Here is a 26,827-nt window from a genome sequence, read left to right on the forward strand (position 1 = left end):
CAAAGCTCCAGCGGAGCGATATACATCTTATTTATATGAAAATTGTATTTGACCTAATGAGATATTTATCTTTCAGTATCCGAACAGTCTGTCATTTCGAGGAACGAGAAATCTTCGCAAGTAACTCCGCAACGAGAATTTAACTTTGTAGAGTTACTTGCGAAGATTTCTCCTCCGTCGAAATGACATAAAATGAGAAAAAATCCTTTCTATGCACCTTTGCAACTCTGAACCTTTTTCCGTACTTTTGCACCAAATTAATTAAAAAGACATTCATGTTAACAGTCAATAATTTATCAGTTCAATTTGGCAAACGTATTTTGTTTGACGAAGTAAATACCACATTCACACACGGAAATATTTATGGAGTTATTGGAGCCAATGGTGCTGGAAAATCAACTTTTCTAAAAATCATTTCAGGCGATATCGATCCAACTTCAGGCCACATTCATTTAGAGCCCGGAAAACGTATGTCGGTTTTAAACCAAAATCACAACATGTTCGACGAGCATACGGTTTTGGAAACTGTTTTGATGGGAAATAAAGTTTTGTACGCTGTTAAAAAAGAAATGGATGAACTTTATTTAGACTACAACGACAAAAATGCAGACCGAATCGGAGAACTTCAGGTTCAGTTTGAAGAAATGAACGGTTGGAACGCAGATTCTGATGCCGCGTCAATGTTATCTAATTTAGGAATCAACGAAGAACACCATTATACTTTAATGGGCGATCTTGAGGGGAAAATTAAAGTTCGTGTGCTTTTGGCGCAGGCACTTTTCGGAAACCCGGATTTGCTTATTATGGATGAGCCTACCAATGATTTGGATTTTGAAACCATTTCCTGGTTAGAAAACTTCTTGGCAAATTATGAAAATACAGTAATTGTAGTATCTCACGACCGTCACTTTTTAGATTCGGTTTGTACACATATTTCTGATATCGATTTTGGAAAAATAAATCACTACTCAGGAAACTATACATTCTGGTACGAGTCTAGCCAGTTAGCGGCAAAACAACGTGCACAGCAAAACAAAAAAGCAGAAGAAAAGAAACAGGAATTAGAAGAATTTATTCGTCGTTTTAGTGCCAACGTTGCCAAATCAAAGCAAGCAACATCTCGTAAAAAAATGATTTCTAAATTGAATATTTCAGATATCAAACCTTCAAGCCGTCGTTATCCTGCGATTATTTTTGATCAGGATCGTGAAGCAGGAGATCAGATTTTGAATGTTGAAAATTTAGAAGCTTCTGTAGATGGAGATCTTTTGTTTAAAGGAGTAGATTTGAATATGGCAAAAGGCGATAAAATCGTGCTTTTCTCTAAAGATTCACGTGCTACAACCGCTTTCAACGAAATTTTAAATAACAATCAGAAAGCAGATGCTGGAACTTTCGATTGGGGAATTACAACAAATCAGGCGTATTTGCCTGCAGAAAATCATTCCTTTTTTGAAAACGATTTAACATTGGTAGACTGGTTGCGTCAATACGCAAAAACAGAAGAAGAGCGTGATGAAGTGTTTATAAGAGGATTTTTGGGGAAAATGATTTTCTCGGGAGAAGAAGCTTTAAAAACAAGCCGTGTATTATCAGGAGGAGAAAAAGTACGTTGTATGCTTTCAAGAATGATGATGGAACGCGCGAATATCTTAATGCTTGACGAACCAACAAATCACTTGGATTTGGAGTCGATTACAGCTTTTAACAACTCATTAAAAAACTTCAAAGGATCTGTAATTTTCACCACACATGACCACGAGTTTGCACAAACTGTTGGTAATAGAGTAGTAGAGCTTACGCCAAACGGAGCAATCGATCGTTACATGACGTTTGATGAATATCTTGATGATGAAAAAGTTCAGGAATTAAGAACAAAAATGTACGCTAAATAAACATAGTTTAGATAAAAAAGAAAATCCCGTTCACTTTTGATGAACGGGATTTTTTTATGTTTTATTTTTTACCGAAAAGCTTAGCGAAAATAAAGATAATGATCGCAATAATAAAGATTACGATAAATATCCCGAATCCCATTCCGGCTTTGAAAATATCTCCAATAGCCTCGCAACTTGTAAATGAAAATAGTATTACGAATACCATTAACAAACGTGTAATGTTCTTTTGCATGATTTTGCTGTTTTAATTGTTTTAAAAAGAATTTTGTATTCTAATTATCGTAAAATAAAATTACTTCAAACAGCAAAAAAACGTCTTACATAATTTGGTTGAAAAGTTCTATGATTTTGATTAATCTTAAATTGAATATCGCAGATATTAAAAAAAAGAGCCATCGGCTCGGCAAATATTGTAGGGCTGGATTTTAATCCAGTTTATAAGCATGAAACAAAAAAGCTCCAGCGGAGCATAATATTTATAGCCAATTAATGCGTCCGATTTGGCAAAAACTCCAGCGGAGCGATATCTATTTTGATTACGAGCATATGCCACCCGCCGCGGCGGGTTCTTATCAAACGGCTATATGAATTGCTATAAATATAACGTCCCGCCGGGACTGATATTTTAATAGAAATATATGAGCTGCATATTACGATAACATCTCAATCAACTGAATTTTATTCCCGCAAGTATCATTTAAAATTGCAATTTTTACATTTCCCATTTCTGTAGGCTGCATGCTAAATTCAACACCCAGATTAATCAACACTTCATATTCTTCCTCCAGATTATCAACGTTAAATTGTGTGTACGGAATTCCAGCATCAAATAACGCTTTTTGATAGGTTTTTGCCGGTTCAAAATGATTTGGAGATGGTTCTAATAAAATTTCGACACCGTCAGGTTCATCTTTAGAAACTACCGTTAACCATCTGTTATTTTCGCCTAAAGGCACATCGTGTTTTTTTATAAAACCTAATTTTGCAGTGTAAAATTGTAATGCCTTTTCCTGGTCTAGAACAGGGATTGATATGATTTTAGCTTTCATTATTTTATATTTTTAAAAGAGTTATTCCCCAATAGTTCCGGTTTTTACTTCTCCAGCTCGTTTATAACTAACGGCAACTACACCGCTTGGAGTAACCGTACTTTCTATTAATGTAAATGCTGATGGAATTGCGCCATCATCAAACAATTTTTTCCCTTTTCCCAAAATTATCGGATAAATTAAAAGTGCAAGTTCATCAACTAAATCATGTTGAAGCAAAAGTTGAACAAGAGTTGCGCTTCCCCAAACTTTAATAGTTCCGCCATCAGAATTTTTGAGCTTTTTGATGTCTTCTACAGTCGAAAGAAACTCTGAATTTTGCCAATCTGATTTTTTTCTGGTCGAGGACAAAACATATTTTTTAACTTCATTAATTCCCGGCCATCCGTCTGCGTGTTTTGGCCAATAATCTTCAAAAATATCAAATGTTTTTCTGCCCAAAAGAATATCCGAAGGCTTCATTTGTTCCTGCATAACATTGCCATATTCTTCATCACCAAAAGGAGCAACCCATCCTCCGTATTCAAAACCATTTGATTTATCTTCATCAGGACCACCTGGTGCCTGCATTACGCCATCGATTGTAATCATGGTTATAACGATTATTTTTCTCATAATGTTAGGTTTTTGCGTTTATCAAATATAAGAAAATTGAAGAAATTTTTAAAAGCAAAAAAGAGCCATCGGCTCGACCAATATTGTAGGGCTGGATTTCAATCCAGTTAAAAATAGCCGTAGATCCGGTAAATATTTGCGTTATTAATATGGATCGTCCCGATGGGACTTCTGTTGAGACGTTTAATTTTAGAACGGATTAAAATCCGTTGCTACAATATTGTTCATTCCTACGGAATTTTTAGATTGATATAGTTTGAGGATGAGAATTTCTGCAGTATTGTTAATTTATATTCAATGATTGAGTGGATTATTTTATAAAGTCTTATTCAGGATCAAAAATCACAGGATCAGATCCTGAAATTATGCTGATACAATCATTAATGCCTAAAATTAAAAATTCATTATGACTAGTTGCATGAAACTGAGCCAAAAAACCAGATCTTAATTTTTCAAGTTCAAACCAGCCTCCGCTTTCAACTTTCCAAATCCAGCCAGGCACTCTTATATCAGGATTCCAAAATTCCAAAAGATTACCTTCATCTAATACTCTAAAACCAACTACATTTTTAAAAATAATATATATGGGTTGAGATATATCTTTAAAATCCAAAGTTATTTTTAAAGTCCATAAATCATAATTTATATTAATTATTTCAGGAAGTGAATTATTCAAGAAATTAAGATTGAACTCTTTGACTTTAGGTTGTAGTAGATTTTGTATGTCGTCCATAGCTTTAATTAGAATAAATTCAACTTTATGATATAATGAGACTAGATGAAATTTATCTGGTAAATATCAAATTTTATACTTTGCTAATATAAGTTTTTTTTATGATCTCTTTTAAAAGAACCCACTTCTAATCCCAAATTCCCACCCAACACCAAAAAAAAATATTTCCCTTCCCAACACCCCAACAAATAAATTCTGATTTCGTATATTTGCCCAACCAAACATTACACTTAATTATGAGCCAAAAAGTATTACTTAATTCAAAAGAAGTTACTATCATACTCCATCGTTTGGCTTGTCAGTTAATCGAAAAACACCTTGATTTCTCAGATACAATTTTAATCGGAATTCAGCCAAGAGGCGTTTTTTTAGCTGAACGTTTAAAACAAATATTAGAAAACGAATACCAGACACCTGAAATTTCTTTGGGATATCTGGACATCACTTTTTTTAGAGATGACTTTCGTCGAACTGATAAACCGCTGGAAGCGAATAAAACACAAATCAATTTTATAGTCGAAAACAAAAAAGTCATTTTTATTGATGACGTTTTGTTTACCGGACGAAGCATTCGTTCTGCTTTGACGGCAATTCAGTCTTTTGGGCGACCTTCAGAAATTGAATTATTGGTGTTAATCGACCGACGTTTTAGCCGTAATTTGCCAATTCAGCCTGATTATCGTGGTCGTCAGGTAGATGCTATTAACGGTGAAAAAGTAAAAGTAAGCTGGAAAGAAAATGATGGTGAAGATGTCGTTCATTTGGTAACCAATTAATATAAAATCGTTAAAAATTGAAAATAACATCATGACAGAGAACAAAACGTTTATTTATGAATCAATTTTTAATCAGGTGAGAATGGGATTTCTTTCTATTGATGAGATACAGGAAAATATCATAGAAGAAATCGAGGACAATGAATTTGCAGATGAAATATCAGAAGAATGGGCCTTTGATACCATAAGAGAAGAATACCAAAAGTTACTGGCAGAAAGTAAACAATGGAAAAGTCCAACAGATACGGAAAGACTGATAAAAGCGTTTGATGAATTAGGTGATGAAAATATCGTAGCGCTTCACAACGCAGGTTATACAACAACCGACGGTGAATATGAAGTGGTTGAGGTAGAAAGAGAACTGCAGGAAAACGAAGTAGAATCTGATGGTTATTGCTTTTATCACGAACAAGATTTGGCAAGAGCCATTGCTACAGAGAATCCGAGTTTGTTTATTGCTTTTCAGAAAGTAGATAATTCTGATGATGCAACAACAATAGAAGTAGGTAAAATAGTCGCGGAAGTTTTAATAAATAACGATTTTAAAATAAAATGGGATGGCTCTGCCAGAACTAAAATTGAAATTCCGGGTTTCAGATGGCAGAAGATTTTTGATGAAGATGCAAGAGATCTGCAAGATTACAGTGAGGTTGTAGACAGAATGGTTCAATAGAGAAGCTTCTCTTTGAAAAGCATTGAAGAGCTGAATATTTTCAGAACTTCAGGAATTTGACAAATAAATATTAAAGAAATAAAAATGAAAGAATTAAGCGTAAATCATTTATTAGGAATAAAATACATCAACGAGAATGATATTAACCTGATTTTTGAAACTGCCGATCATTTTAAAGAAGTCATTAACCGACCTATTAAAAAAGTTCCTTCATTACGAGATATTACGATTGCCAATATTTTCTTCGAAAATAGTACCAGAACAAAACTTTCGTTCGAGTTGGCACAAAAACGATTATCAGCCGATGTCATTAGTTTTTCGGCAGCACAATCGTCTGTTAAAAAAGGTGAAACCCTAATTGATACGGTAAACAATATTCTTTCCATGAAAGTTGACATGGTAGTAATGCGCCACTCCAATCCCGGAGCGGCTTATTTTTTATCCAAAAATGTCAAAGCAAGTATCGTAAATGCCGGAGACGGAGCGCACGAACATCCAACACAGGCTTTGTTAGACAGTTATTCCATTAGAGAAAAACTAGGAGATGTAGCCGGAAAAAAAGTAGTTATTGTAGGCGATATTCTGCATTCAAGAGTTGCCTTATCTAATATATATGCTTTGCAAATGCAAGGCGCAGAAGTAAAAGTTTGCGGACCAAAAACCTTGATTCCACGATATATCGAATCGCTTGGAGTTACGGTTGAACCGAATTTACAAAAAGCCTTAGAATGGTGCGATGTTGCAAACATGCTTCGTGTACAAAACGAACGTATGGATGTAAACTTTTTTCCTTCAACACGTGAATACGCTCAGCAATACGGAGTAGACAAACCATTATTAGATTCCCTTGGAAAAGAAATCGTAATCATGCACCCGGGACCAATCAATAGAGGAGTCGAGATTACGTCTGAAGTGGCTGACTCAGATCATTCGGTGATTTTAAATCAGGTAGAAAACGGAGTTGCGATTAGAATGGCGGTGATTTATTTATTGGCCTCTAAGATTCAGTAGGTTTCAGTCACAGTTTTCATTTTGTCACCCTGAGCGAAGTCGAAGGGCGCACCAATTGGAACGGGCTTCGACTTCGCTCAGCCTGACATTTGCGTAAAGACATAGTTAAAAAACTGAAAACTGCGACCGTGACTGAAAACTGGAAAAAAAACTTCGTACCTTAGCTCTTCAAACAGAGCTATAAATTATAAAATGAAAGTAGATCAAAAAGGACATACCGTTACGATTAAAGATACGCAAAGAGATTTTAAAGCTTTCTTGGAAAAAGTAACGCAACAGTTTAAAACCTTTGAAAAACAAAATATTATAATCGATTTATCGTTAGATTCTCAATTGACAGAAAGTGATTTGAAACTTTTTTTACCGCTTTCCAAACTCCAAAAAAAAGCAAAAAAATCATTTGTAATTGTTGTTTCTGACCTTGATTTTAATGCTATTTCTGATAAATTGGCTGTTGTTCCTTCTCTTTTAGAAGCGCACGATATTATCGAAATGGAAGAAATCGAGAGAGACTTAGGATTTTAGATTTTAGAGTTCAGATTTTAGATTTTAGATTTTTTCCCAAAATAGCGGGATTATTTATTAGATTTTTAATGCTGAACCTGAAATTTTTAAGTTCAACAATCTAAAATCTAAAATCAACAATCTAAAATGAAACTTACCATACTCGGCTGTTACGCCGCAACTCCCAGAACGCTTACCAACCCGACTTCGCAGGTTTTAGAAATTAAAAACAGATTGTTTTTAATCGATTGTGGCGAAGGAACTCAGGTGCAATTGCGTAAAAACAAGATTAAATTCTCAAAAATAAATCACATTTTTATTTCGCATTTGCATGGAGATCACTTTTTTGGATTAATCGGAACCATTTCTACTTTTGCACTTTTAGGACGAACTACGGATTTACATATTTATGGTCCAAAAGGAGTGAAGGAAATCATTACTTTACAGCTGAAATTATCGAATTCCTGGACCACTTATGAGTTGTTTTTTCATGAATTAGAATCGAAGGAAAGCGAAGTTATTTTTGAAGATCATAAAGTAATTGTTAAAACGATTCCGCTCAAACATCGCGTTTATACAAACGGTTTTTTGTTTCAGGAAAAACCCGGAGACAGAAAACTAAATGTTGAAGCTGTTCAGCAATACAATATTCACACCGCTTATTATCAAAAAATAAAAGGAGGCGGAAATGTTACGCTAGACGATGGAACTGTAATCGAAAATGAGAAATTATCTTTCGATCCAATTCCATCAATGAGTTATGCTTTTTGTTCAGACACCGTTTATAACGAAGATATAATTCCGATTATAAAAGATGTTGATGTTTTGTATCACGAATGTACGTTTCTGGAATCAGAAGCTGCTTTGGCACAAAAAACATTGCACTCAACAGCAAAAGAAGCTGCGAATATTGCCTTAAAAGCAAATGCAAAACAATTGGTTTTAGGACATTATTCAACAAGATATGAAGGAATTGAACGTTTTAAGGAAGAAGCAGAAACCATTTTCCCCAATGTGCATTTAGGCGATGACGGAAGAAGTTTTGAGTGGGAATAAGTTATGAATTATGAGTTATAGATTATGAGTTAAAAATCTACAATCGAAGTAATCTAAAAGTCCAACAGTCTAAGTAGTCTAACAATCTAAAGATCTAAAAAAATGAACGATTTAAGTAATTATAGAAAGTCTTACGAGAAAAGCGAATTATTAGAAACCAATATTCCCGAAGATCCCATTAATCTTTTTAAAAGATGGTTTCATGAAGTAGAAGATTTTGGAAGTAACGGAGAAGTAAATGCGATGACAGTTTCTACAATTGGATTGGATGGTTTTCCAAAATCCCGAGTTGTTTTATTAAAGAAATTTTCTGAAGAAGGTTTTATTTTCTACACCAATTATGATTCAGAAAAAGGAAAAGCAATTGCGGCAAATCCGCATGTTTGTCTGTCTTTTTTTTGGCAGGAAATGGAACGTCAGGTAATTATTAAAGGAATCGCACAGAAAACGTCTGAAAACATCTCAGATGGTTATTTTGACTCTCGTCCTGACGGTAGCAAATTAGGCGCCATTGTTTCGCATCAAAGTGAAGTGATTCCGTCAAGATCTTATTTAGAAGAAAACCTTAAAAAGTTAGAAAAACAATTTGAAGGAAAAACAATTCCGAGACCCGAAAACTGGGGAGGTTTTTTAGTAACTCCTTTAGAAGTAGAATTTTGGCAAGGAAGGCCTAATAGATTACATGACCGAATCAGATATACAAGCCAGTCTGATTTTTCATGGAAGATTGAAAGATTGTCTTCTTAGAATGTAAGATTTTTATCTAGTATAAATGAAATAATATGTATTTCATCGATTAATTTTGTAGTTTGGCGATAAATTAAATATGTTTGAATCAGAAAACAAACGTTTATTTATATAAATTAAAGCATTTGCCCCAACATCTACTTTAAAACGTTAAACTGCTATTGATTATGAAAAAGATGATGCGAGCCATGATGTTCATTGTGATGTTTATTACGATGAACTCATGCACAGCAGATGCTGCAGTATTGAAGAAAAATAGTCCTCCTCCTTCTGTGGATGCTCTGATAACGACCTATAATTACAACGATTCAGAGTTAGAAACCATGCAGTTAATAAACAAATACCGTGTAAGTATTGGTTTAAAAGCATTAGAAAAAATAAATCACATTTCTTATAAATGCGAAGAGCATAACAAATACATGATTGCGAAACATGTGGTTAATCATTATGATTTTGCTGCACGTTCTAAAAGTATCATGAAAATTCTAGGTGCTAAAAGCATTGGAGAAAACGTTGCTTTTGACTACAAAACGGCTGATGCTGTGGTAAAAGGATGGTTGAATAGTCCAGCCCATAAAGCAAATATCGAAGGAAATTATACTCATTTTGGAATAGCAGTTACTATTGATCCCAAAACGGGAAAAAAATATTATACTAACATATTTGTTAGAATTTAAGAGTAGAATATTGGACAGGTTGGTTTTTATTGGTCGTTGCAATTCAATGAATTGCAACGACTTTTTTTTGAAAAAAGTTGTGAATTTCAATTAAGGAAAACTTTAAAATTTCAATAAAGCAGCTATTTTATTTTTTTTAAAATTAGGTTTAAAATATTTTAATTATGTAGTTCGTTTTTAATAATTGTTAAATCTTTGAGGATTTTTATTCTTGTTAAAGTTTTTATATAATGTTAACAGAAGTAAAAAAGTAGGAAGTATTAAAATTTCTTTTGTAAATTAGAACTTCAATTAATTAGGAATTCTAATACGATATTTCTAAATACTTCTGCTTATGAAAAATTTAATTTTAATACGTCATGCTAAATCAAGTTGGGAAGCACCTTTAAAGGATTTTGACAGACCTTTAATGAAAAAAGGAATTTTAGATGCACATGATGTATCAGCTACTATTTCGAAGTTTCTTCCTAAAACATATATTATCTGGAGCAGCACAGCAGCGCGCGCCTCAGAAACGGCATTGATTTTTGCTCAAAACATTTCATACCCTATAGAAAGTATCGTTTATAAAGACGACCTTTATACTTTTGATGACAAACAGCTCGAAAAGGTTATCAAATCATGTGATAATAGTTTCGAAAGCGTTATTCTTTTTGGACATAACGAGGCTATTACAAATTTTGTTAATAAATTTGGGGATGTTTTTATCGAAAACGTTCCAACCTCAGGATTTGTATCATTGCAGTTTGATGCAGAAAGTTGGAATACTATCAATAAAGGCAAAACCCATAAAACAATTTTCCCCAAAGATTTAAAATAAATAAAGTGTACGAACAGAAATATATCGATAGAGAAAAAAGTTGGTTAGCGTTTAATGCAAGAGTGCTTCAGGAAGCAGCAGATAATACCGTTCCGCTTTTAGACAGGTTGCGTTTTGTTGGAATTTTTTCGAACAATTTAGACGAATTTTTTAGAGTTCGCTATGCCGCAATTAGAAGGTTAAGTCTTTCTGGAATCTCTGGCGAAAAATATTTAGGCGGCGTTTCTGCTCATCAATTAATTAAGGATATTACTGAAATTGTTATTCAGCAGCAATCAGAAAGTTTACGTATTCTGGGCAATATCGAAGTGGAGCTTGAAGCCGAAAATATCTTTATGATAAATGAAGATGAAATTACGCCGGATCAGCAAACTTTTCTAAAAGATTTTTTTACACAAAGACTAAGCCCTGAATTAGTTACAATCATTTTGAATGATTTGGCCGAATTCCCGATTCTTAAAGATACTTTAGGATATCTGGCCGTTCGTCTGGAAATGAATACAAACGATGAGGTTCGCTACGCCGTTATCGAAATCCCTAAAACCATAAACAGATTTGTCGTTTTGCCATCGCACGACGATAAACATTATGTTATCCTGATCGATGACGTAATTCGTTATAACCTGAAAAACATCTTTAATATTTTCGATTATAAAAGTGTTTCGGCACATATGATCAAAATTACGCGTGATGCGCAATTGGATATCGATAGTGATTTGAGTAAAAGTATGCTCGAAAAAATCGCCACTTCAGTAAAAGACAGAAGAATAGGAGAACCTGTTCGTTTTATATATGATAATTTAATCGAAGATGATACGTTACGTTTCTTTCTCGATAAAATGAAAATCGTAGAAACAGATAGTATAATTCCCGGCGGAAGATACCACAATCGTCGTGATTATATGAATTTTCCAAATTTAGGAAGATACGATTTACTCTATAAACCAAACGAACCTTTGCCAATTCCGGGTTTGAGTCTGGGCGGAAGTATTTTAGAAAAAATCAGTAAAAAAGATTATCTGTTACACGCGCCATATCAGTCATTTTCGTATTTGACGAAGTTTTTGCGTGAAGCAGCTTTAGATCCAAAAGTAACCAGTATAAAAATTACTTTATATCGTTTAGCCAAGAATTCGCAAATCATTAGCTCTTTGATTAATGCTGCCAAAAACGGGAAAAAAGTAGTGGTTCAGATCGAACTTCAGGCACGTTTTGACGAAGCAACAAATATCTCGTATGCAGAACAAATGCAAACAGAAGGAATCGAACTTATTTTTGGAATTAAAGGTTTAAAAGTGCACAGTAAAATTTGTGTAATCGAAAGAGCCGAAGAAGGAAAAACACGTCGATACGGATTTATTTCTACCGGAAATTTCAACGAATCTACCGCAAAGATTTATACAGATGTTACACTTTTTACCTGCCATCAGGGAATTTTGAAAGACATCTCAAAAATATTCGAATTCTTCGATATCAATTACAGAGTGCACCGTTACAAACATTTAATTGTATCGCCGCATTATACCAGAACAAAATTTATAAAACTGATCGATCGTGAAATTCTGCACGCTTTGGCTGGTAGAAAAACCCACATAAAATTGAAGATGAATAGTTTATCTGATTTTAAAATGATCGATAAATTATACGAAGCCAGCAATGCCGGAGTAAAAATTCAGCTTCAGGTAAGAGGAATTTGCTCTTTGATTCCCGGAATTCCAGGAATGAGCGAAAATATCGAAGCCATAAGTATCGTCGATAATTACCTGGAACATTCAAGAGTTTATATTTTTGGAAATGCCGGTTTAACCGAAGTTTACATATCTTCTGCTGATTTCATGACCCGAAATCTTGACGGAAGAGTAGAAGTTACGTGTCCAATTTATGATCTTGAAATCAAGAAAGAACTAATAGATAATTTTAATATTGCATGGAAAGGGAATGTTAAAGTGAGATACCATTCCTATAAATTAGATAATAAATATAAGCCTAGAAACCATCATGCCCCATTTAGAGCTCAATTGGAAACCTATAAATATTATCAGGATAAAATCTCGATTTTAGAAGCAGTTCCACAGAAAATAAATTAACAAAAACAATTTCAAATCATAAAGTGAGCATGATTAATATAAAGAAATATGCAGCAATAGATATTGGTTCAAATGCCATGAGGCTTCTAATATCAAATGTTGTAGAACAAGATGGCAAAGAACCCCAATTTAATAAAAGTTCGCTTGTTCGTGTGCCAATTCGTTTGGGACAAGATGCCTTTACAGTTGGAGAAATTTCAGAAGAAAATATAGATCGAATGGTTGATGCCATGAAAGCATTCAATCTTTTGATGAAAGTACATAAAGTAGAACGTTATATGGCATTTGCAACTTCGGCCATGCGTGAAGCGTATAACGCCAAAGAAGTAGTGGCTATAATTAAGAAAAAAGCCGACATAAAAATCGAAATTATTGATGGTAAAAAAGAAGCTGCAATTATTGCTTCAACTGATTTACATCATTTATTAAAAAATGACGAAACTTATCTTTTTGTAGATGTTGGCGGTGGAAGTACTGAATTTACACTTTTCTCTGATGGAAAAATGATTACTTCAAGATCGTTCAAAGCAGGAACAGTTCGTTTATTAAATAATATGGTTCATGAAGTGGTTTGGGATGAAATCGAAAAATGGATCAAAACCAATACTGCAGATTATGATGAGGTTACCTTAATAGGTTCTGGCGGAAACATCAATAAATTGTTTAAAATGTCCGGAAAACAGCAGGAAAAACCACTTTCGTACATTTACATCAATTCGCAATATGCCTTTTTAAATTCATTGACGTACGAACAAAGAATTGCCGAATTAGGATTGAACTCTGACCGTGCCGATGTTATTATCCACGCCACCAGAATTTATCTGAACGCGATGAAATGGAGCGGAGCACGCCAGATTTATGTTCCGAAAATAGGACTTTCTGACGGAATTGTAAAAGCAATGTATTACGGTAAAATATAATTTTGAAAACTTTTTTTGCCACGAATTTCACAAATTTACACGAATTAAATTTTACATTTACGAATGAAAAATTAGTTTAAATTTGTGAAATTTGCGGCAAACTTTTTTTAAATTTCAACCTGTATAAATGAACAAAACAAGACTCGAAGCTTTTAGTGATGGCGTTTTAGCCATTATCATTACCATTATGATTTTAGAAATCAAAGTGCCTCACGGAGTTGAGTTTGCCGATTTAAAGCCACTTATTCCTAAGTTTTTAAGTTATGTTTTAAGTTTTATTTACGTTGGAATTTACTGGAACAATCACCATTATTTAATTCACAGTCTGAGCAAAATCAACGGAAAAATTCTTTGGGCAAATTTGCATTTACTTTTCTGGTTGTCCTTAATTCCCGTTGCAACCGGCTGGATGGGAGAACACAATTTTGCAAAAGCATCCATGACTTTATACGGTGTTGTATTGCTTTTATGCTCAATATCATACTTTATCTTGCAGCGAATTATCATCATTAACGAAGGAAGAAATTCATTATTAGCCAAAGTGATAGGAAGAGATTTAAAAGGACACGCATCTTCTGTTTTATACATTTTAGGAATTGCAGCTTCGTTTTACAACGAATGGATTTCCGGAGCAGCTTATTTTATCGTCGCGTTGCTGTGGCTTATTCCGGATAAAAGAATCGAAAGAATTTTTGCACCAAAAGATTAATTTCTTTTAATAGCATAAATAGATTCCATCCCGATGGAGTTTGATCTGGCGAATTGTAAATTCTATAAATATAAAGTCCCTACGGACAATGTCATTAAGTTAAGCTTTTTGAAAAATAAAATTAATCTCGCAAAGGCGCAAAGACGCAAAGTTTAAACACAGTATTGTTATTTCGACGCAGTAGATATCTCCGCAAGAAGCTCGACAAAGATTGGATTTGTGTTACGGAGTTACTTATGGAGATATCTCCTGCGTCGAAATGACTAATCTTGCGATTTTGGGAGAGATTTATTAGGCATAAATATACGATTGGGATCAAAGCTCCAGTAGAGCGACATCCTATTAACACTAGAATAAAATGAAATCCGTTTTTCAATCCATACAAATAATACCTCAAGAAGAATTAGATCGATTAGATGATTTAATTACTTTTCGAACACTCAAAAAAGGAGAACTTCTATTAAAAGAAAATCAGGTTTGTAATGAAATCGTTTTTATCAAAAGCGGCATTTTGCGTTCGTATTTCTTTAATCATCAGGGCGATGAAATCACGAATTGTTTTGCTTTCGAAAACGAATTTATGGCCTCATTCTCCAGTTTTATTACCCAAAATGCAGCTGAAGAAAATATTCAGGCTATAGCCGATACAGAATTACAAGTTATAACACGTGAAAGCTTAGAAAAACTATATCAATTAGGAATTCATTGGCAGGAAATAGGGAGGAAATTGACTGAAATGGAATATGTAACGCTTCAAAAACGGATGATTTCTTTTCAGAAATTATCAGGAAAACAACGTTATGAAGAACTATATTTAAATCATCAAAAATATATCCGGTTAATTCCGCTTCAATATTTAGCTTCTTATTTAGGCATTACACCAAGGCATTTAAGCCGGATCAGAAAAGAAATTTTATAGGACATTTGTCCGGTAACCATTTTTATCAGAATAGTATTTTTGTTAAAAAGAATCACATGAAAAAAATACTGATTATAAACGGACATCCAAATCCCGAAAGTTTCAATTTTGCAATAGCAGATATTTATAAAAAAGGCGCAATTCAATCCGGAGCAGCAGTTGAAACCATTACAATTGCTGAATTAAATTTTAATCCAAATTTGAAGTTCGGTTATCAAAAACGAACCGAATTAGAACCGGATTTATTAGAATCATGGGGAAAAATTAAAAAAGCAGATCACTTAGTTTGGATTCATCCGGTTTGGTGGGGCAGCTTGCCAGCAATAACCAAAGGATTTATCGACAGATTATTTTTGCCCGGAATGGCTTTTCAATACCGTAAAAATTCTGTTTGGTGGGATAAATTGCTAAAAGGCAAAACGGCGCATATTATTACAACTCTCGATCAGCCAGGCTGGTATTACAGATTCTATTACGGAAGACCAAGTGTGAATCAATTAAAGAAATCGACTTTAGAATTTTGTGGAATAAAACCAGTAAAAGTTACCTATATCGGAATCATAAAAGGTTCAGATGAAACACAGAGAATAAAATGGCTGGAAAAAGTTTTTGATTTCGGCTTAAGAAATAAGTAAAAATAGGTTGCTACGAATTTCACGATCTGCACGAATTATTTTTCACACATTACATATAAAAATTAGTGTAGATTTGTGAAATTCGTGGCAAAAAAAAGTTAATTAGATACTATGCGTTTAAGTCCAATCCAAATGTAGTTCGTAACAGTTCAATATTTGGATTGATTTCCATCAAACGATTGTATCTGTCCTGATCGTTAAAACTTCTTTTAGTTTCGATAGTTTCATTTACAACAACTTCAATAGTAATGTCATGATTGTGCAAATGTCCCTTTAAATGCCCTAAAAGACCATGGATCTGACCTTCGAAATCCAGTTTAGAACCTTCATTAGGCAATTCAAGGGTAATTACCGTTCCGTTCAAAGTAGGATCGTTAATCAATAATAACGATTCCATGATTTTAAAACCTTTATCGCCCAATCGTTGTGCATATTTATTCCATTCAACCAGCATTTCGGTCTCTGTAAATTCTTCCGTTGGCAATATAGAAGAAGGTTTTACAAAAGATCTGCTATTTGCTTCCAACTCTTTCTTTTTGCGAATACTCGATAAGGAAAAAGCCGAAATTTTTGGTTCATTGCTAACTTCAGGTTGTGGAGTTACAGAAGTTTCTGCTTTTGGAGTTTCAGGTTTTGCTTCAACATTAGCATTGCTTTCCACGTTTGGAATTTGGGATTTCAAACTTGGATTTTCAACTTCAGTTGCTGGAATTTGGGATTTTAACTTTGGAACTTCGGTAATTGAATATCCGCCATTTTTAAAATAAGTAGGCGGAATTATGAATTGCTCAACTTTTTTTTTTCTCCATCAAAGTTGATAGAGGCCAGTTGCATCAAACATAATTCGACTAAAAGGCGTTGATTCTGACTTAATTTATATTTTAAATCACAGTCATTTGCAATATCAATTCCTTTTAATAAAAAGTCCTGCGAACATTTTTGAGCCTGTACGCCATATAATTGCTGTGCTTGTTCGCCCACTTCAAGCAAACTCAAAGTAGCAGGCGTTTTGCTTACCAGTAAATCTCTAAAATGCGAAGCCAGACCAGCAATAAAATGATGTCCGTCAAAACCTTTTGAAAGAATATCGTTGTACGCCATTAATAAATCCGGAATTTTACCTTCTAAAAGTAAATCGGTAATATTGATATAGGTTTCGTAATCTAAAACATTTAAATTTTCGGTAACAGCCTGACGTGTTAAGTTAGTGCCGCAATAAGAAACCACACGGTCAAAAATCGATAAAGCATCACGCATTGCACCATCAGCCTTTTGAGCAATAATGTGCAAAGCATCATCTTCAAAATTAATTCCTTGACTTGTAGCAACTTCAGCCAAATGTTCTTTAGCATCTTTTACCGTAATTCTTTTGAAATCAAATATCTGACAACGCGATAAAATCGTTGGAATAATCTTGTGTTTCTCCGTAGTTGCTAAGATAAAAATAGCATGTTTTGGCGGTTCTTCCAATGTTTTCAAAAAAGCATTAAAAGCTGCCGAAGACAACATATGAACCTCGTCAATAATATAAACTTTGTATTGTCCGGTTTGTGGCGGAATTCGAACCTGATCAATCAGGCTGCGAATATCATCAACCGAGTTATTTGAAGCCGCATCTAACTCAAAAACGTTAAAAGCAAAATCTTCATTGGGATCATCATATCCGGGCTGATTTATTTTACGCGCCAAAATACGTGCGCAAGTCGTTTTTCCAACACCTCGCGGTCCGGTGAATAAAAGTGCAGAAGCAAGGTGATTGCTATCAATAGCATTCAGCAAAGTGTTGGTAATGGCTTTCTGACCTACAACATCCTTAAAGGTTTGCGGGCGATACTTACGGGCCGATACAACAAATTGTTCCATATTCTTTTTATTCGATAGCAAATATAGGCTGAAAATTACCAAATCACAAATCTGAAAATCATAAATCTTAGAGAAGATTTTGAGTGTTTTGAATATGAGAAAGTAAGCGATTTAAATTAACAATTTTTATTATATGCTTCATGAAATTGAACACGGATAGAACGGATTCGTTAAAGCGAAAACACGGATTTTTACCGATTTTTTTTCTTAACGTTTGTCATCCTGAGCGAAGTCGAAGGATCGCAAACATTGTCGACAATAAAAGTCCTTGCAATCCGCGAGTAGCTCGACAATCAAGTTTTTTGCGAGGAACTACCTGTTCGCCATGGCGAAAGCAATCTCATCCATATGGATAAAATTAGAGATTCGATTTTTGTATTCTGAATCGTGTTTTCAACCAAAATAGTGATGAACTAAGATATAGTTCTCACAACGGAAATTATGAGTTATTTTATCCATACAAAAAGAATGGAAAGAATGTAGTACTGTATTTTTCTGAACAACAACGTTATGGAAAAATCGGGAGTTAAGAAAAGATGAGAAATATAATTATAATAACTGTGCACGCTTTTGCACAACAATCAATATGGTGTAACAATTAATAACAAAAAAGCCTAATTCAGCCAGAATTAAGGATTTTTTTCATCTTTAAAATTATTTTTTCTCATATTCATTCCATACGTGTAATTTGTAGAAAGAATGACATCGTTACAGTCAAAATGCTTTATAACGCCATTGTCCTGCAAGGCAACAACCCAACACGTATTTTGATGCATTCCGTAATCAATAAGAAAAATAGCCTGACCAGTTCCTAATGGTGTTTCGACTAATATCGAAGGTTTTAATTGATGTATCATTATTTATAATTTTTTTTATAAAAGTACATGTACTTAGATATAAGAGGGTTATATCTTTATTGGAATGCTTTACAGAATTAAAAGGAAATAAAATAACATCAGAAATATTTATATTTTTAATAAATTATTGATTATCAAATTGCTCTTGAAGTTTTCTTCTTTTTTTCGGATTGATTATATTTTATTTTTTAAATATATTTAGTTTTAATTTTGAGTAGACTAAATTTAAAATAGAAAAGCAAATTAAAAATGCCTTAAAAATGAAAACACCAATTCCAATAACAACCGTCAATGAAACCGAAGGTCAAAAATTAAATATCGCCGGAGGAAATTACCGAATCATAATCTCAGGAAAACAAACTGATGGAGAATATGCCGTAATCGAAATGTCGGTTCCTCCGGGAGCGGGACCAAATCCGCATTCGCATGCTGATTTTGCAGAGACATTTTTTGTTCTGGAAGGCGAAGTTTCTTTTAAATCGGAATTAAGAAGTTATGTTGCGAAGAAAAACTCTTTCGTCAATATTCCAAAAGGAGGAATTGTTCATGGTTTTAAAAACCTAAGCGATAAACCGGCTAAACTTTTGTGTACAGTAACGCCCGCCGGATTAGATGAATTATTTGAAGAAATGGCTGGTTATTTAGAAAATGCTATTTCAAAAACCGAAATTGAAAATAAAGAAAATATAAATACCATTTTTGAAAAATACGGACAGAAATTATATCCTGAAAACTATTTCGATTAAATGTAATGGTTTGATAAATAACATCTTATGATTTTTTAAATTGTCAAAGTCCTGAACCGTAAAATTCAGGACTTTTTTGTAGGCTAATTTTAATAAATGGTTAAAATGTAAAATTTGTAAGATTATTTTGTAATATTTAATTGTTTTATTCGTTAACTTTAAGGTTAGTTAATTTTAAAAAATAAATATTATGAAAATTAAATCGATTTTATTGGGAATGAGTCTTGCTGTTTCATTAGTGGCTTGTGGTCCTAAAGACGCAGATATTCAAAAACAAATTAGTGAAAAATTAAGCAGTACGCCCGAGGTTCAGGTTACAGTACAAGATGGTGTTGCAACAATTTCAGGAGTTTGTAAGGATGATGCCTTCAAACAAAGCGTTGAAAGTTCTATAAAAACCGTTAAAGGTGTAAAATCTGTGGTGAACAATTGCCAGATTATAGCTCCGGAAGAAACTGCTGCTGCAGCTGTTATAATTAGTCCGGATACAGAATTAGACAAATCATTAAGTAAAGTTATAAAATCTTATGATGGTGTTAGTGCGACTGTTGTAGGCGGTGTTGTTACGCTTACAGGAGAAATTAAAAGAAGTCAGTTGCCTAATTTAATTAAAAGCGTGCAGGAATTGAAACCTAAAAAAGTAGATAATAAGTTAATTATTAAATAAGAAACCATGAGTTTACAAGATAAATATAAAGAGTTAACAGATTTGGCGGCTAATTTAGGAGTATCAAATTTGCAAGTAAGAGATCAGGATAATGTATTGTATATTGACGGTACAGCAAAATCTGCAGATGACAAAGAGAAACTTTGGCAAGCTTACGGAAAAATAGATCCTGATTTTAGATCGGCAGATGTAGTAATGAATATTGAGGTTGCCGAAGGAGCTACTACAGAATATACCGTTGTAAGCGGTGATTCATTATCAAAAATAGGAAAAGCACATGGCGTTTCATGGAATGCCATTTATGAAGCCAATAAAGATATTATCAAAAATCCTGATTTGATTCAGGCGGGTTGGAAATTAAAAATTCCAACGGCATAACTTAGTTTATTGAGTTTTTTTCTAAAAGCCTGTCATTTTATGATGGGCTTTTTTTATGGTTTGTATGGAGAGATGGCACGCGGATGACGCTGATTTAAATGGTTTTATTCTTTTATTTTCACGCTCATTTTATGTCTTTGCGAGGAACGAAGCAATCTCATTTGCTGAATCACTTATTAGTGTGGTTGTTTCGTTCCTCGCAATGACTTAAACTATTAAAATAATTGTTTCTTATGAAACCTAAAGCCCTAGCCCTGATGGAGCGGCATCCTTTTTCTGGCTTCTTTAGCCAGGAAAAGATATAGCGGACAGCAGGAAACAGCTCCTGAAAATCACCTGCCTTTTATATTCAAATCGAATAAAAACTTAGACGTTTCCAAATCTGAGTCAGCAGAAAAGCCAGCTACATAAACTCCTTTTTTACCTGTAATAGATTTAATTCCGTATACAACTGCCTCATCGCCCGGGTCTGATTCCCCTTCGTATCGATACACATGAACAATTTCAAATTTTTCAGGATTTTTTTTAATCATATCAGCATTCAGATTAAAATCATAAGTAAATCCTTTTTCATGCAATTGATCTAAAGCTTTTGAAACAGTTGCGTAATGATACATTCTAGTCATGATAATTGAATTTAAAAATTATGGATTTTAAAGATAACTAATTTAAAATTAAATTGTTATGAAAATAAGGCGAAAAACTCAAATTTAAAATCATTATTCTTAGCTGATAAATCGCTACTTTTGCCACGCAGACCGCCTTATCGTCGTTCCAATTTATTGGGAGGGAGGAAAGTCCGGACACCACAGAGAAGCATAGCGGGTAACACCCGTCGGCGTTAGCAATAGCGCAAGGACAAGTGCAACAGAAAGTATGTACAGGTAATGCTGTAGTGAAACCAGGTAAACTCTATGCGGTGAAATACCAAGTATATCAGCATTTAAGGGCTTCTCGTTCGTTGCTGAAGGGTAGGTAGCTTGAGCTTATGAGTAATTATGAGTCTAGATAAATGATAAGGGAATATTAAATTTTATTTAGTATTTACAGAATCCGGCTTATAGGTCTGCATTTTTTATATATTTGTAAGAAAAATAGTAATTAATTATGAATATAACTAACCAGCCACAACCTAAAAAAAAATTCTCTTCGATTTTATTTACCAATCTTACTTTTTGGGTTTTGATTGCCATTATTGCCGGAGTTTTACTCGGACATTTCTCGCCTGAAAATGGTGTAAAAATGGAAATAATCGGAAATTCATTTATCAAACTGATCAAAGTTTTTATTGGTCCAATTATATTTCTGACGATTGTTTTGGGAATTTCCGGAATGGGAAATCTTAAAAAAGTGGGCCGAATCGGAATCAAAGCTTTAACTTATTTTGAAGTGGTTTCGACAATTGCATTGGCGATTGGAATTGCAATTGCATACATTTTTCAACCCGGAAAAATAGACAGAAGCGGATTGGCATTGCAGGATGCAAGTAAATATACCACTCATAGCGCCGAAAACTTTTCGTGGCTGCAATTTTTTCTTTCTAATTTTACCTTACAGGTTCTTTTGGCTGCTATTATTTGCGGTATTTTATTAAATTTTTATAAAAAACGCGAACAAACGATTCTGGTTTTGGAACGATTTTCAAAAGTTGTTTTCCTCGGATTGAAATATGTTATGTATTTGGCTCCTTTAGGTGCTTTTGGGGGAATGGCTTACACAATTGGTAAATTTGGTTTACAGACTTTAATTCCGCTTGGTAAATTGATGTTGTGTGTTTATATGACGATGGCGCTTTTTGTATTTTTGATTTTAGGAAGTATTCTGAAATATTATAAAATCAGTATTCTTTCGATTCTAAAATACATCAAAGAAGAACTTTTATTGGTTCTGGGAACTTCGTCATCTGAAGCCGCTTTGCCAAGTATTATGGTAAAACTGGAACAAATGGGCTGCAGTAAATCAGTTGTTGGTTTGGTGATTCCTACGGGTTATTCTTTTAATCTCGACGGAACTTCGATTTATTTGTCGATGTCCGTAATATTTTTGGCGCAATTATATGATGTGCATTTAAGTTTTTTCGAAATTCTGAGCGTTATCGGGATTTTGATGATTACCTCAAAAGGCGCTGCAGGCGTTACCGGAAGCGGATTTATTGTTTTGGCTTCCACTTTGACAGCCCTCCATAAAATTCCCGTAGAAGGTTTGGCTTTTTTGTTAGGAGTTGATAAATTTATGAGCGAAGCAAGAGCCATTACAAATTTGATTGGAAATACGGTAGCTACAATTATAATTTCGAAAAGCGAACGTGATTTTACAGAGTTGAATTTAGATCCTGTTTTAGAGGAATAATTTACGTTACGTAGAATGGCAAGCGGATGACACGGATTCGCTTTCGCGAAAGCGCAGATTTATGCGGATTTTTTATTCTCATTTTTGTTATCCTGAGGGAAGCCGAAGGAGCGCAAGCAGTTCAGCAATTTATTAGAATTTGGAACTTTTAAAATTGAAATTTTATGAAAAGAATTGGAATTTTAGGACTTGGTGGAGTAGGTGGTTATTTTGGCGGACTTTTAGCGAAAGCCTATTTCGAATCAGATGAAGTTGAAATAATCTTTATTGCACGTGGTGAAAACCAAAAAGTCATCGCTCAGGACGGATTAAAAATTGTAACAGATGATGCTGAAATTATCGTTCATCCCAAATTGGTTTCTAATAATCCGGATGAAATTGGTGTTTTGGATTATTTGATCTGCGCTACCAAAACGTATGACATAGAAGAAAGTTTGCTTTCTTTAAAAAAATGTATCAATCCGGAAACTACCATTCTGCCTTTATACAATGGTGTTGATGCACCGGAACGCATTCAAAAAATATTTCCTGAAAATGAAGTTTTGCAAGGTTGTGTTTATATCGTTTCGATGATTTTTTCTCCCGGAACAATTCGGAAAATAGGCTTTTATGAAAAGTTATTTTTCGGATCAAAAACAGCTGCAATTGCTAAATTAGAAGAATTGCAAAACATACTTCAAAAGGCCAAAATAGAAAGTTATTTGGTTGAAAATATTGAAGAAACAGTTTGGGAGAAATTTATTTTTATTTCGGCTTTAGCATCAGCAACTTCTTATCTCAATCAGAATATTGGTGAGATTTTAAACGATAAAGAATCTAAGAAAGTCTATAAAGAGTTGTTGAACGAAATTTATGCTGTAGCCAAAGCAAAAGGTCTACAATTGCCTGAGGATATTGTCGCTCAAACAATTGCAAAACTCGAGAAAACGCCCAAAGATGCAACTTCGTCCATGCACAGAGATTTACTGGCCGGAAGAAATATCGAGGCGATTTCGTTAACGCAATTTGTTGTAAATGAAGGTTTAAAGTATGGTATAAAAACGCCGCTTTACGAAAAAATTGCAAGTGAATTATTATCGTAATCTATGATTCGTCTTTTGTAGTACGTACCAAACTGATTCCGGATGTAAAAAATACGATTCCAAGTATACCGTAAATAATCAATGATTTTACATCTCTTGTTTCTCCTGAAGTACCAGCAAATATAACAGCTGTATAAATAAGACCTACAATTCCCAGAATGGTAAGTAATCCTCCAAATAATCTTTTTAGGTTCATGATTTTAGTTTTTAATGTTCTTTACAAATGTATTTATGTTACCTTTTTTCAGCGTTATAGAATTGCTTTGATAACTTATATGATTCACAGTAAAAACATCAGAAAACTAATTTTTTGAATGTAAGAAATATAGTTTAACATTTAACACATTTGTATGGTTTAAATTCTATTTTTGTGGTAACCAATTAACAAACCAAAATGAAAATAAAATACTTGTTCTTGCTATTATCTGCTCTTTTTATATCAGTTTAAAATCAATATATTATTTCCGGGATTTGTGTATGAACACGGATTTTCAGAAAAAAATACGCTCTATTCAGAAATAGCTTTAGGTATTGGATATGAATATAATAGTTATTATAACGATGGAAATGTGTATATTTTTCCACTCATTAGTGAGCAATTTCGTCATTACTATAATTTAGAAAAAAGAGCTGCTAAAGGAAAAAGAACAGCTTTTAATTCAGGAAATTATATTGCCGGAAATGCAATTTATAATTTTAGATCACTCTCAACTAATAGTGAATATGGCAATTATGAACCATCATTTACTATCGCCGCACTTTGGGGGATACAACGCACTTACAAAGGAAGATTTAATCTGGAATTTAATGTAGGACCCGGAGTGAATTTTGATAAATATGATACAGAATTTGTACCCGTAGGGAACTTTACTTTAGGCTGGGTAATCGGAAAATAATTCTTAACAAAATAAAAAAACTTGATTCGTCAAGATTTTTTTATTTTAAATTCTAAGCCAATATTACGCACACTTTCAATGCTGATTTTTGGATCTGAATTAAAGTATTTTCTAAGCCTGCTGATAAAAACATCCATGCTTCGGCCTGAGAAATAATCATCTTTTTTCCAGACCGACATCAAAATTTGGTCTCTTTTTAATAACTGGTTATGGTTCAGGTATAAATACTCAATAAGAGAAGCTTCCATTTCTGTAAGCTGCTGGACATGATTTTTATTATTCAGGGTCAATCTTTCATTATCAAAAATATAAGAACCAATTTCAATTATATTATTTCCCTGAAGCGTTCTCTTTTGCTCAATCCTCTTTAAAATATTCTGTAAACGCAGAATCAGTTCGTCGACTTCAAAAGGTTTTATGATATAGTCGTCCGCACCTAATTTTAAACCAATGATTTTATCTTCTTTTAACTTTCTTGCAGTCAGGAAAATAAATGGAATTTCAGGATTGATTGTAATTATTTTTTCAGCCAATGAAAACCCGTCCATTTTTGGCATCATGACATCAAATATACAAATATCAAAAGTCTGGTTTTTAAAATAGTCCAAAGCTATTTCTCCATTTTCTGCCCAAATTACTTCAAATTGATGCAGTTCTAAATATTGTTTTAAAATGGCTGCAAAATCAAAATCGTCTTCGGCTAAAAGTAATTTTTTCAAAATAAGATTATTAAACTTTTAATAAAATAGTAAACTGAGTTCCTTTTCCTAAATCACTCACAACATTAACAGAGCCCTGATGTGCTTTTATAATTTGATCGACATAATACAATCCTAAACCTAAACCTTTTGTATTGTGAAGATTTCCTTGTTCTACGCGATAGAATTTTTCAAAAAGAAGTGATTGTTTGTTCTTTTCAATTCCAATTCCGTCATCTTCAATACTAACGGAAAATTGATTTTGGACTATTCTTGTTTTTATTGTAATCGTATTTGAACCATATTTTACGGCATTTTCCAAAACATTTAAAAAAGCAGTTGTCAGATGGAATTTATCTAAAACTAAAATTGTTTTCTGAGTTTGAAAATCAGTTTGAAGATTGATTTTTGGAAATGTAATTTTAAAATCATTTATAATCGAAAGCAGAAAATCTTCGGTTTCTATTTTTTCTTTTTGCAATTCGATTTCATTTTCGGCCAATGAATTTGCCATAACCTGATCGATCAAATTTTGTAAACGATTGTTTTGGCGCGAAATCGTATTAACGATCGAAGTAAAGTTTTCGTCATTATCACGAATGTTTTTTTGTTCTAAAATTTTAGTTGAAATACCTAAAGTTGCCAATGGTGTTTTAAGTTCGTGTGTAATATTATTGATAAAATCAGTTTTTACATCGCTTACTTTTTTTTGTTTTATCAAAGCTTTTAAGGCAATTACAAAAAGCGTGATAAGTGTTAAAATCGAAAATAATGACAGAATCAGAATGAAAGTCATTCGTTTTAAGATAATCATTTCCCAGTCGATTACAGAAACGTACATCGAATCTTCTGTCAATAATTTATAATCCAGGTTTGCGAAAGTTCCGTTTGTAGTGCCAACATAATTCCGAACTAAAAAAGCATGATTTAAAGAGGCCAGATTTCCGTATAATTTGTTTCGGATAAAAGGTTTTTCAGAGAAAATAGTATCTCTTTTTTTCCTGCTTTGGTACAGAATAAATTTGTTCAGTACAATTGCAAAATCTATTTTAAGATTGGGTAATTCGCGTTCAAACTTACGCTGGATCTTTTGTGTTAAAATATCTCTGTATTCATTTTCAAGAATACTGTTTTTGATTTCAAATTTGGTCTTTTTGCCCTGAATATAATTCTCAGATAATTGCTTGTAAAGCGCTTCTTTTTTAGAAACAATTGCCGAATCAATGTCACTATAATTATTGGAAATCTGACCAATTTCATTTTTAATTTCGGTATGAAACTGGGCCACTTTATAATCGTAAGTCGTTTTTACCAAATAGCATTGAACCGTTGATAAAACGATCAGAGCTATTACTGAAAATGCGATTAATAAATTGATTCTTTGTTTCATTACTTGTTTTAAATTATGGCACGCGGATGACGCGGATTGAACGGGTTTACACGGTTTTTTATTTTTTCACGC

General features: G+C 33.4%; 31 protein-coding genes and 1 other RNA gene. 21 read left to right on the plus strand and 11 right to left on the minus strand.

The window, feature by feature from the left end; all coding sequences use genetic code 11:
* The first annotated feature begins 275 nt into the window (after positions 1 to 275).
* Positions 276 to 1,895: an ABC-F family ATP-binding cassette domain-containing protein gene (locus ACZ0AH_RS08340; RefSeq protein ID WP_463475342.1), complete on the plus strand. Its 1,620-nt coding sequence runs from the start codon at positions 276 to 278 to the stop codon at positions 1,893 to 1,895.
* Positions 1,896 to 1,956: 61 nt separating this feature from the next.
* On the opposite strand, the gene ACZ0AH_RS08345 is transcribed toward ACZ0AH_RS08340, so the two are convergent.
* The 4 genes from ACZ0AH_RS08345 to ACZ0AH_RS08360 form a co-directional block, all read right to left on the minus strand.
* Positions 1,957 to 2,130 (minus strand): hypothetical protein, encoded by a 174-nt coding sequence (locus ACZ0AH_RS08345; RefSeq protein WP_463475343.1) that lies wholly within the window; start codon positions 2,128 to 2,130, stop codon positions 1,957 to 1,959.
* 418 nt (positions 2,131 to 2,548) lie between these two features.
* Positions 2,549 to 2,947, minus strand: coding sequence for a VOC family protein (locus ACZ0AH_RS08350; RefSeq protein ID WP_463475344.1), 399 nt, complete (start codon positions 2,945 to 2,947; stop codon positions 2,549 to 2,551).
* A gap of 21 nt (positions 2,948 to 2,968) precedes the next feature.
* Positions 2,969 to 3,562, minus strand: coding sequence for a dihydrofolate reductase family protein (locus ACZ0AH_RS08355; RefSeq protein ID WP_463475345.1), 594 nt, complete (start codon positions 3,560 to 3,562; stop codon positions 2,969 to 2,971).
* A gap of 325 nt (positions 3,563 to 3,887) precedes the next feature.
* Entirely contained in the window at positions 3,888 to 4,295 is a 408-nt protein-coding gene (locus tag ACZ0AH_RS08360) for a hypothetical protein (protein WP_463475346.1), read from the minus strand.
* A gap of 236 nt (positions 4,296 to 4,531) precedes the next feature.
* Between ACZ0AH_RS08360 and pyrR the strand changes: the two genes are divergently transcribed.
* The 13 genes from pyrR to ACZ0AH_RS08425 all read left to right on the plus strand — a co-directional run bounded on the left by pyrR (position 4,532) and on the right by ACZ0AH_RS08425 (position 15,829).
* Positions 4,532 to 5,071, plus strand: coding sequence for a bifunctional pyr operon transcriptional regulator/uracil phosphoribosyltransferase PyrR (pyrR, locus tag ACZ0AH_RS08365; protein WP_463475347.1), 540 nt, complete (start codon positions 4,532 to 4,534; stop codon positions 5,069 to 5,071).
* Between the two features lie 31 nt (positions 5,072 to 5,102).
* Positions 5,103 to 5,744 carry a DUF6891 domain-containing protein gene (locus ACZ0AH_RS08370; protein ID WP_463475348.1) on the plus strand — a complete coding sequence of 214 codons (642 nt, stop codon included), beginning with the start codon at positions 5,103 to 5,105 and terminating at the stop codon, positions 5,742 to 5,744.
* An 84-nt stretch (positions 5,745 to 5,828) separates the two neighbouring features.
* Positions 5,829 to 6,755, plus strand: a complete 927-nt coding sequence (locus ACZ0AH_RS08375) for an aspartate carbamoyltransferase catalytic subunit (RefSeq protein ID WP_463475349.1) — start codon at positions 5,829 to 5,831, stop codon at positions 6,753 to 6,755.
* A gap of 192 nt (positions 6,756 to 6,947) precedes the next feature.
* The gene (locus tag ACZ0AH_RS08380) at positions 6,948 to 7,280 is read left to right on the plus strand and encodes a ribonuclease Z (protein ID WP_463475350.1); all 333 of its coding nucleotides are present in this window, start codon (positions 6,948 to 6,950) and stop codon (positions 7,278 to 7,280) included.
* A gap of 126 nt (positions 7,281 to 7,406) precedes the next feature.
* On the plus strand, positions 7,407 to 8,315 hold the full coding sequence (locus ACZ0AH_RS08385) for a ribonuclease Z (protein WP_463475351.1): 909 nt from the start codon (positions 7,407 to 7,409) through the stop codon (positions 8,313 to 8,315).
* Positions 8,316 to 8,417: 102 nt separating this feature from the next.
* On the plus strand, positions 8,418 to 9,062 hold the full coding sequence (pdxH, locus tag ACZ0AH_RS08390; RefSeq protein WP_463475352.1) for a pyridoxamine 5'-phosphate oxidase: 645 nt from the start codon (positions 8,418 to 8,420) through the stop codon (positions 9,060 to 9,062).
* 167 nt (positions 9,063 to 9,229) lie between these two features.
* Positions 9,230 to 9,739: a CAP domain-containing protein gene (locus tag ACZ0AH_RS08395; protein ID WP_463475353.1), complete on the plus strand. Its 510-nt coding sequence runs from the start codon at positions 9,230 to 9,232 to the stop codon at positions 9,737 to 9,739.
* Positions 9,740 to 10,073: 334 nt separating this feature from the next.
* On the plus strand, positions 10,074 to 10,559 hold the full coding sequence (locus ACZ0AH_RS08400) for a SixA phosphatase family protein (protein WP_463475354.1): 486 nt from the start codon (positions 10,074 to 10,076) through the stop codon (positions 10,557 to 10,559).
* Positions 10,560 to 10,564: 5 nt separating this feature from the next.
* Complete coding sequence (ppk1, locus tag ACZ0AH_RS08405) at positions 10,565 to 12,646, plus strand: polyphosphate kinase 1 (RefSeq protein ID WP_463475355.1); 2,082 nt, start codon at positions 10,565 to 10,567, stop codon at positions 12,644 to 12,646.
* A 29-nt stretch (positions 12,647 to 12,675) separates the two neighbouring features.
* The gene (locus ACZ0AH_RS08410) at positions 12,676 to 13,566 is read left to right on the plus strand and encodes a Ppx/GppA phosphatase family protein (protein ID WP_463475356.1); all 891 of its coding nucleotides are present in this window, start codon (positions 12,676 to 12,678) and stop codon (positions 13,564 to 13,566) included.
* A gap of 127 nt (positions 13,567 to 13,693) precedes the next feature.
* The gene (locus ACZ0AH_RS08415; RefSeq protein ID WP_463475357.1) at positions 13,694 to 14,275 is read left to right on the plus strand and encodes a TMEM175 family protein; all 582 of its coding nucleotides are present in this window, start codon (positions 13,694 to 13,696) and stop codon (positions 14,273 to 14,275) included.
* A gap of 358 nt (positions 14,276 to 14,633) precedes the next feature.
* Positions 14,634 to 15,194, plus strand: a complete 561-nt coding sequence (locus ACZ0AH_RS08420; RefSeq protein WP_463475358.1) for a Crp/Fnr family transcriptional regulator — start codon at positions 14,634 to 14,636, stop codon at positions 15,192 to 15,194.
* Between the two features lie 56 nt (positions 15,195 to 15,250).
* Positions 15,251 to 15,829, plus strand: coding sequence for an NAD(P)H-dependent oxidoreductase (locus ACZ0AH_RS08425; RefSeq protein WP_463475359.1), 579 nt, complete (start codon positions 15,251 to 15,253; stop codon positions 15,827 to 15,829).
* A gap of 109 nt (positions 15,830 to 15,938) precedes the next feature.
* On the opposite strand, the gene ACZ0AH_RS08430 is transcribed toward ACZ0AH_RS08425, so the two are convergent.
* The 3 genes from ACZ0AH_RS08430 to ACZ0AH_RS08440 form a co-directional block, all read right to left on the minus strand.
* Positions 15,939 to 16,511, minus strand: a complete 573-nt coding sequence (locus tag ACZ0AH_RS08430; protein WP_463475360.1) for a DNA polymerase III subunit gamma/tau — start codon at positions 16,509 to 16,511, stop codon at positions 15,939 to 15,941.
* Positions 16,512 to 16,606: 95 nt separating this feature from the next.
* Entirely contained in the window at positions 16,607 to 17,692 is a 1,086-nt protein-coding gene (dnaX, locus tag ACZ0AH_RS08435; protein WP_463475361.1) for a DNA polymerase III subunit gamma/tau, read from the minus strand.
* Positions 17,693 to 18,321: 629 nt separating this feature from the next.
* A complete protein-coding gene (locus tag ACZ0AH_RS08440; protein WP_463475362.1) occupies positions 18,322 to 18,549 on the minus strand; it encodes a hypothetical protein in 228 nt (75 codons plus the stop codon).
* 260 nt (positions 18,550 to 18,809) lie between these two features.
* Here ACZ0AH_RS08440 and ACZ0AH_RS08445 point away from each other — a divergent pair, with 260 nt between their 5' ends.
* The 3 genes from ACZ0AH_RS08445 (at position 18,810) to ACZ0AH_RS08455 (ending at position 20,340) form a co-directional block, all read left to right on the plus strand.
* Positions 18,810 to 19,295, plus strand: coding sequence for a cupin domain-containing protein (locus ACZ0AH_RS08445; RefSeq protein WP_463475363.1), 486 nt, complete (start codon positions 18,810 to 18,812; stop codon positions 19,293 to 19,295).
* Between the two features lie 190 nt (positions 19,296 to 19,485).
* On the plus strand, positions 19,486 to 19,962 hold the full coding sequence (locus ACZ0AH_RS08450) for a BON domain-containing protein (RefSeq protein WP_463475364.1): 477 nt from the start codon (positions 19,486 to 19,488) through the stop codon (positions 19,960 to 19,962).
* A 6-nt stretch (positions 19,963 to 19,968) separates the two neighbouring features.
* Positions 19,969 to 20,340: a LysM peptidoglycan-binding domain-containing protein gene (locus ACZ0AH_RS08455; RefSeq protein WP_463475365.1), complete on the plus strand. Its 372-nt coding sequence runs from the start codon at positions 19,969 to 19,971 to the stop codon at positions 20,338 to 20,340.
* 332 nt (positions 20,341 to 20,672) lie between these two features.
* Here ACZ0AH_RS08455 and ACZ0AH_RS08460 read toward each other — a convergent pair whose 3' ends face one another.
* A complete protein-coding gene (locus tag ACZ0AH_RS08460; RefSeq protein ID WP_463475366.1) occupies positions 20,673 to 20,966 on the minus strand; it encodes an SH3 domain-containing protein in 294 nt (97 codons plus the stop codon).
* 124 nt (positions 20,967 to 21,090) lie between these two features.
* On the opposite strand from ACZ0AH_RS08460, the gene rnpB reads away from it, so the two are divergent.
* The 3 genes from rnpB (at position 21,091) to ACZ0AH_RS08475 (ending at position 23,771) form a co-directional block, all read left to right on the plus strand.
* An RNA gene (rnpB, locus tag ACZ0AH_RS08465) (RNase P RNA component class A) lies at positions 21,091 to 21,417 on the plus strand.
* A 30-nt stretch (positions 21,418 to 21,447) separates the two neighbouring features.
* Complete coding sequence (locus ACZ0AH_RS08470; protein ID WP_463475367.1) at positions 21,448 to 22,689, plus strand: cation:dicarboxylate symporter family transporter; 1,242 nt, start codon at positions 21,448 to 21,450, stop codon at positions 22,687 to 22,689.
* Positions 22,690 to 22,853: 164 nt separating this feature from the next.
* The gene (locus ACZ0AH_RS08475) at positions 22,854 to 23,771 is read left to right on the plus strand and encodes a ketopantoate reductase family protein (RefSeq protein ID WP_463475368.1); all 918 of its coding nucleotides are present in this window, start codon (positions 22,854 to 22,856) and stop codon (positions 23,769 to 23,771) included.
* Position 23,772: 1 nt separating this feature from the next.
* On the opposite strand, the gene ACZ0AH_RS08480 is transcribed toward ACZ0AH_RS08475, so the two are convergent.
* Positions 23,773 to 23,967 (minus strand): hypothetical protein, encoded by a 195-nt coding sequence (locus ACZ0AH_RS08480; protein WP_074663588.1) that lies wholly within the window; start codon positions 23,965 to 23,967, stop codon positions 23,773 to 23,775.
* Positions 23,968 to 24,244: 277 nt separating this feature from the next.
* On the opposite strand from ACZ0AH_RS08480, the gene ACZ0AH_RS08485 reads away from it, so the two are divergent.
* Positions 24,245 to 24,667 carry a hypothetical protein gene (locus ACZ0AH_RS08485; RefSeq protein ID WP_463475369.1) on the plus strand — a complete coding sequence of 141 codons (423 nt, stop codon included), beginning with the start codon at positions 24,245 to 24,247 and terminating at the stop codon, positions 24,665 to 24,667.
* A 29-nt stretch (positions 24,668 to 24,696) separates the two neighbouring features.
* Here the strand turns inward: ACZ0AH_RS08485 and ACZ0AH_RS08490 are convergent, their stop codons facing one another.
* Both ACZ0AH_RS08490 and ACZ0AH_RS08495 read right to left on the minus strand, forming a co-directional pair.
* Positions 24,697 to 25,386, minus strand: coding sequence for a response regulator transcription factor (locus tag ACZ0AH_RS08490; RefSeq protein WP_463475370.1), 690 nt, complete (start codon positions 25,384 to 25,386; stop codon positions 24,697 to 24,699).
* A gap of 10 nt (positions 25,387 to 25,396) precedes the next feature.
* Positions 25,397 to 26,755, minus strand: coding sequence for a sensor histidine kinase (locus ACZ0AH_RS08495; protein WP_463475371.1), 1,359 nt, complete (start codon positions 26,753 to 26,755; stop codon positions 25,397 to 25,399).
* Positions 26,756 to 26,827 lie beyond the last annotated feature (72 nt).

It is taken from the genome of Flavobacterium sp. AC105, from assembly GCF_979258495.1.

Excerpts from the sequence above, each read along its gene's own strand:
- ACZ0AH_RS08440 (WP_463475362.1), bottom strand. The coding sequence starts at position 18,549 with ATGATACATCAATTAAAACCTTCGATATTAGTCGAAACACCATTAGGA.
- pdxH (WP_463475352.1), top strand. The coding sequence starts at position 8,418 with ATGAACGATTTAAGTAATTATAGAAAGTCTTACGAGAAAAGCGAATTA.
- ACZ0AH_RS08450 (WP_463475364.1), top strand. The coding sequence starts at position 19,486 with ATGAAAATTAAATCGATTTTATTGGGAATGAGTCTTGCTGTTTCATTA.
- ACZ0AH_RS08345 (WP_463475343.1), bottom strand. The coding sequence starts at position 2,130 with ATGCAAAAGAACATTACACGTTTGTTAATGGTATTCGTAATACTATTT.
- ACZ0AH_RS08475 (WP_463475368.1), top strand. The coding sequence starts at position 22,854 with ATGAAAAGAATTGGAATTTTAGGACTTGGTGGAGTAGGTGGTTATTTT.
- ACZ0AH_RS08420 (WP_463475358.1), top strand. The coding sequence starts at position 14,634 with ATGAAATCCGTTTTTCAATCCATACAAATAATACCTCAAGAAGAATTA.
- ACZ0AH_RS08360 (WP_463475346.1), bottom strand. The coding sequence starts at position 4,295 with ATGGACGACATACAAAATCTACTACAACCTAAAGTCAAAGAGTTCAAT.
- ACZ0AH_RS08355 (WP_463475345.1), bottom strand. The coding sequence starts at position 3,562 with ATGAGAAAAATAATCGTTATAACCATGATTACAATCGATGGCGTAATG.
- ACZ0AH_RS08375 (WP_463475349.1), top strand. The coding sequence starts at position 5,829 with ATGAAAGAATTAAGCGTAAATCATTTATTAGGAATAAAATACATCAAC.
- ACZ0AH_RS08480 (WP_074663588.1), bottom strand. The coding sequence starts at position 23,967 with ATGAACCTAAAAAGATTATTTGGAGGATTACTTACCATTCTGGGAATT.
- ACZ0AH_RS08415 (WP_463475357.1), top strand. The coding sequence starts at position 13,694 with ATGAACAAAACAAGACTCGAAGCTTTTAGTGATGGCGTTTTAGCCATT.
- ACZ0AH_RS08445 (WP_463475363.1), top strand. The coding sequence starts at position 18,810 with ATGAAAACACCAATTCCAATAACAACCGTCAATGAAACCGAAGGTCAA.
- ACZ0AH_RS08350 (WP_463475344.1), bottom strand. The coding sequence starts at position 2,947 with ATGAAAGCTAAAATCATATCAATCCCTGTTCTAGACCAGGAAAAGGCA.
- ACZ0AH_RS08425 (WP_463475359.1), top strand. The coding sequence starts at position 15,251 with ATGAAAAAAATACTGATTATAAACGGACATCCAAATCCCGAAAGTTTC.
- ACZ0AH_RS08395 (WP_463475353.1), top strand. The coding sequence starts at position 9,230 with ATGAAAAAGATGATGCGAGCCATGATGTTCATTGTGATGTTTATTACG.
- ACZ0AH_RS08340 (WP_463475342.1), top strand. The coding sequence starts at position 276 with ATGTTAACAGTCAATAATTTATCAGTTCAATTTGGCAAACGTATTTTG.
- ACZ0AH_RS08385 (WP_463475351.1), top strand. The coding sequence starts at position 7,407 with ATGAAACTTACCATACTCGGCTGTTACGCCGCAACTCCCAGAACGCTT.
- pyrR (WP_463475347.1), top strand. The coding sequence starts at position 4,532 with ATGAGCCAAAAAGTATTACTTAATTCAAAAGAAGTTACTATCATACTC.
- ACZ0AH_RS08370 (WP_463475348.1), top strand. The coding sequence starts at position 5,103 with ATGACAGAGAACAAAACGTTTATTTATGAATCAATTTTTAATCAGGTG.
- ACZ0AH_RS08455 (WP_463475365.1), top strand. The coding sequence starts at position 19,969 with ATGAGTTTACAAGATAAATATAAAGAGTTAACAGATTTGGCGGCTAAT.
- dnaX (WP_463475361.1), bottom strand. The coding sequence starts at position 17,692 with ATGGAACAATTTGTTGTATCGGCCCGTAAGTATCGCCCGCAAACCTTT.
- ACZ0AH_RS08400 (WP_463475354.1), top strand. The coding sequence starts at position 10,074 with ATGAAAAATTTAATTTTAATACGTCATGCTAAATCAAGTTGGGAAGCA.
- ACZ0AH_RS08410 (WP_463475356.1), top strand. The coding sequence starts at position 12,676 with ATGATTAATATAAAGAAATATGCAGCAATAGATATTGGTTCAAATGCC.
- ACZ0AH_RS08470 (WP_463475367.1), top strand. The coding sequence starts at position 21,448 with ATGAATATAACTAACCAGCCACAACCTAAAAAAAAATTCTCTTCGATT.
- ACZ0AH_RS08380 (WP_463475350.1), top strand. The coding sequence starts at position 6,948 with ATGAAAGTAGATCAAAAAGGACATACCGTTACGATTAAAGATACGCAA.
- ACZ0AH_RS08460 (WP_463475366.1), bottom strand. The coding sequence starts at position 20,966 with ATGACTAGAATGTATCATTACGCAACTGTTTCAAAAGCTTTAGATCAA.
- ACZ0AH_RS08495 (WP_463475371.1), bottom strand. The coding sequence starts at position 26,755 with ATGAAACAAAGAATCAATTTATTAATCGCATTTTCAGTAATAGCTCTG.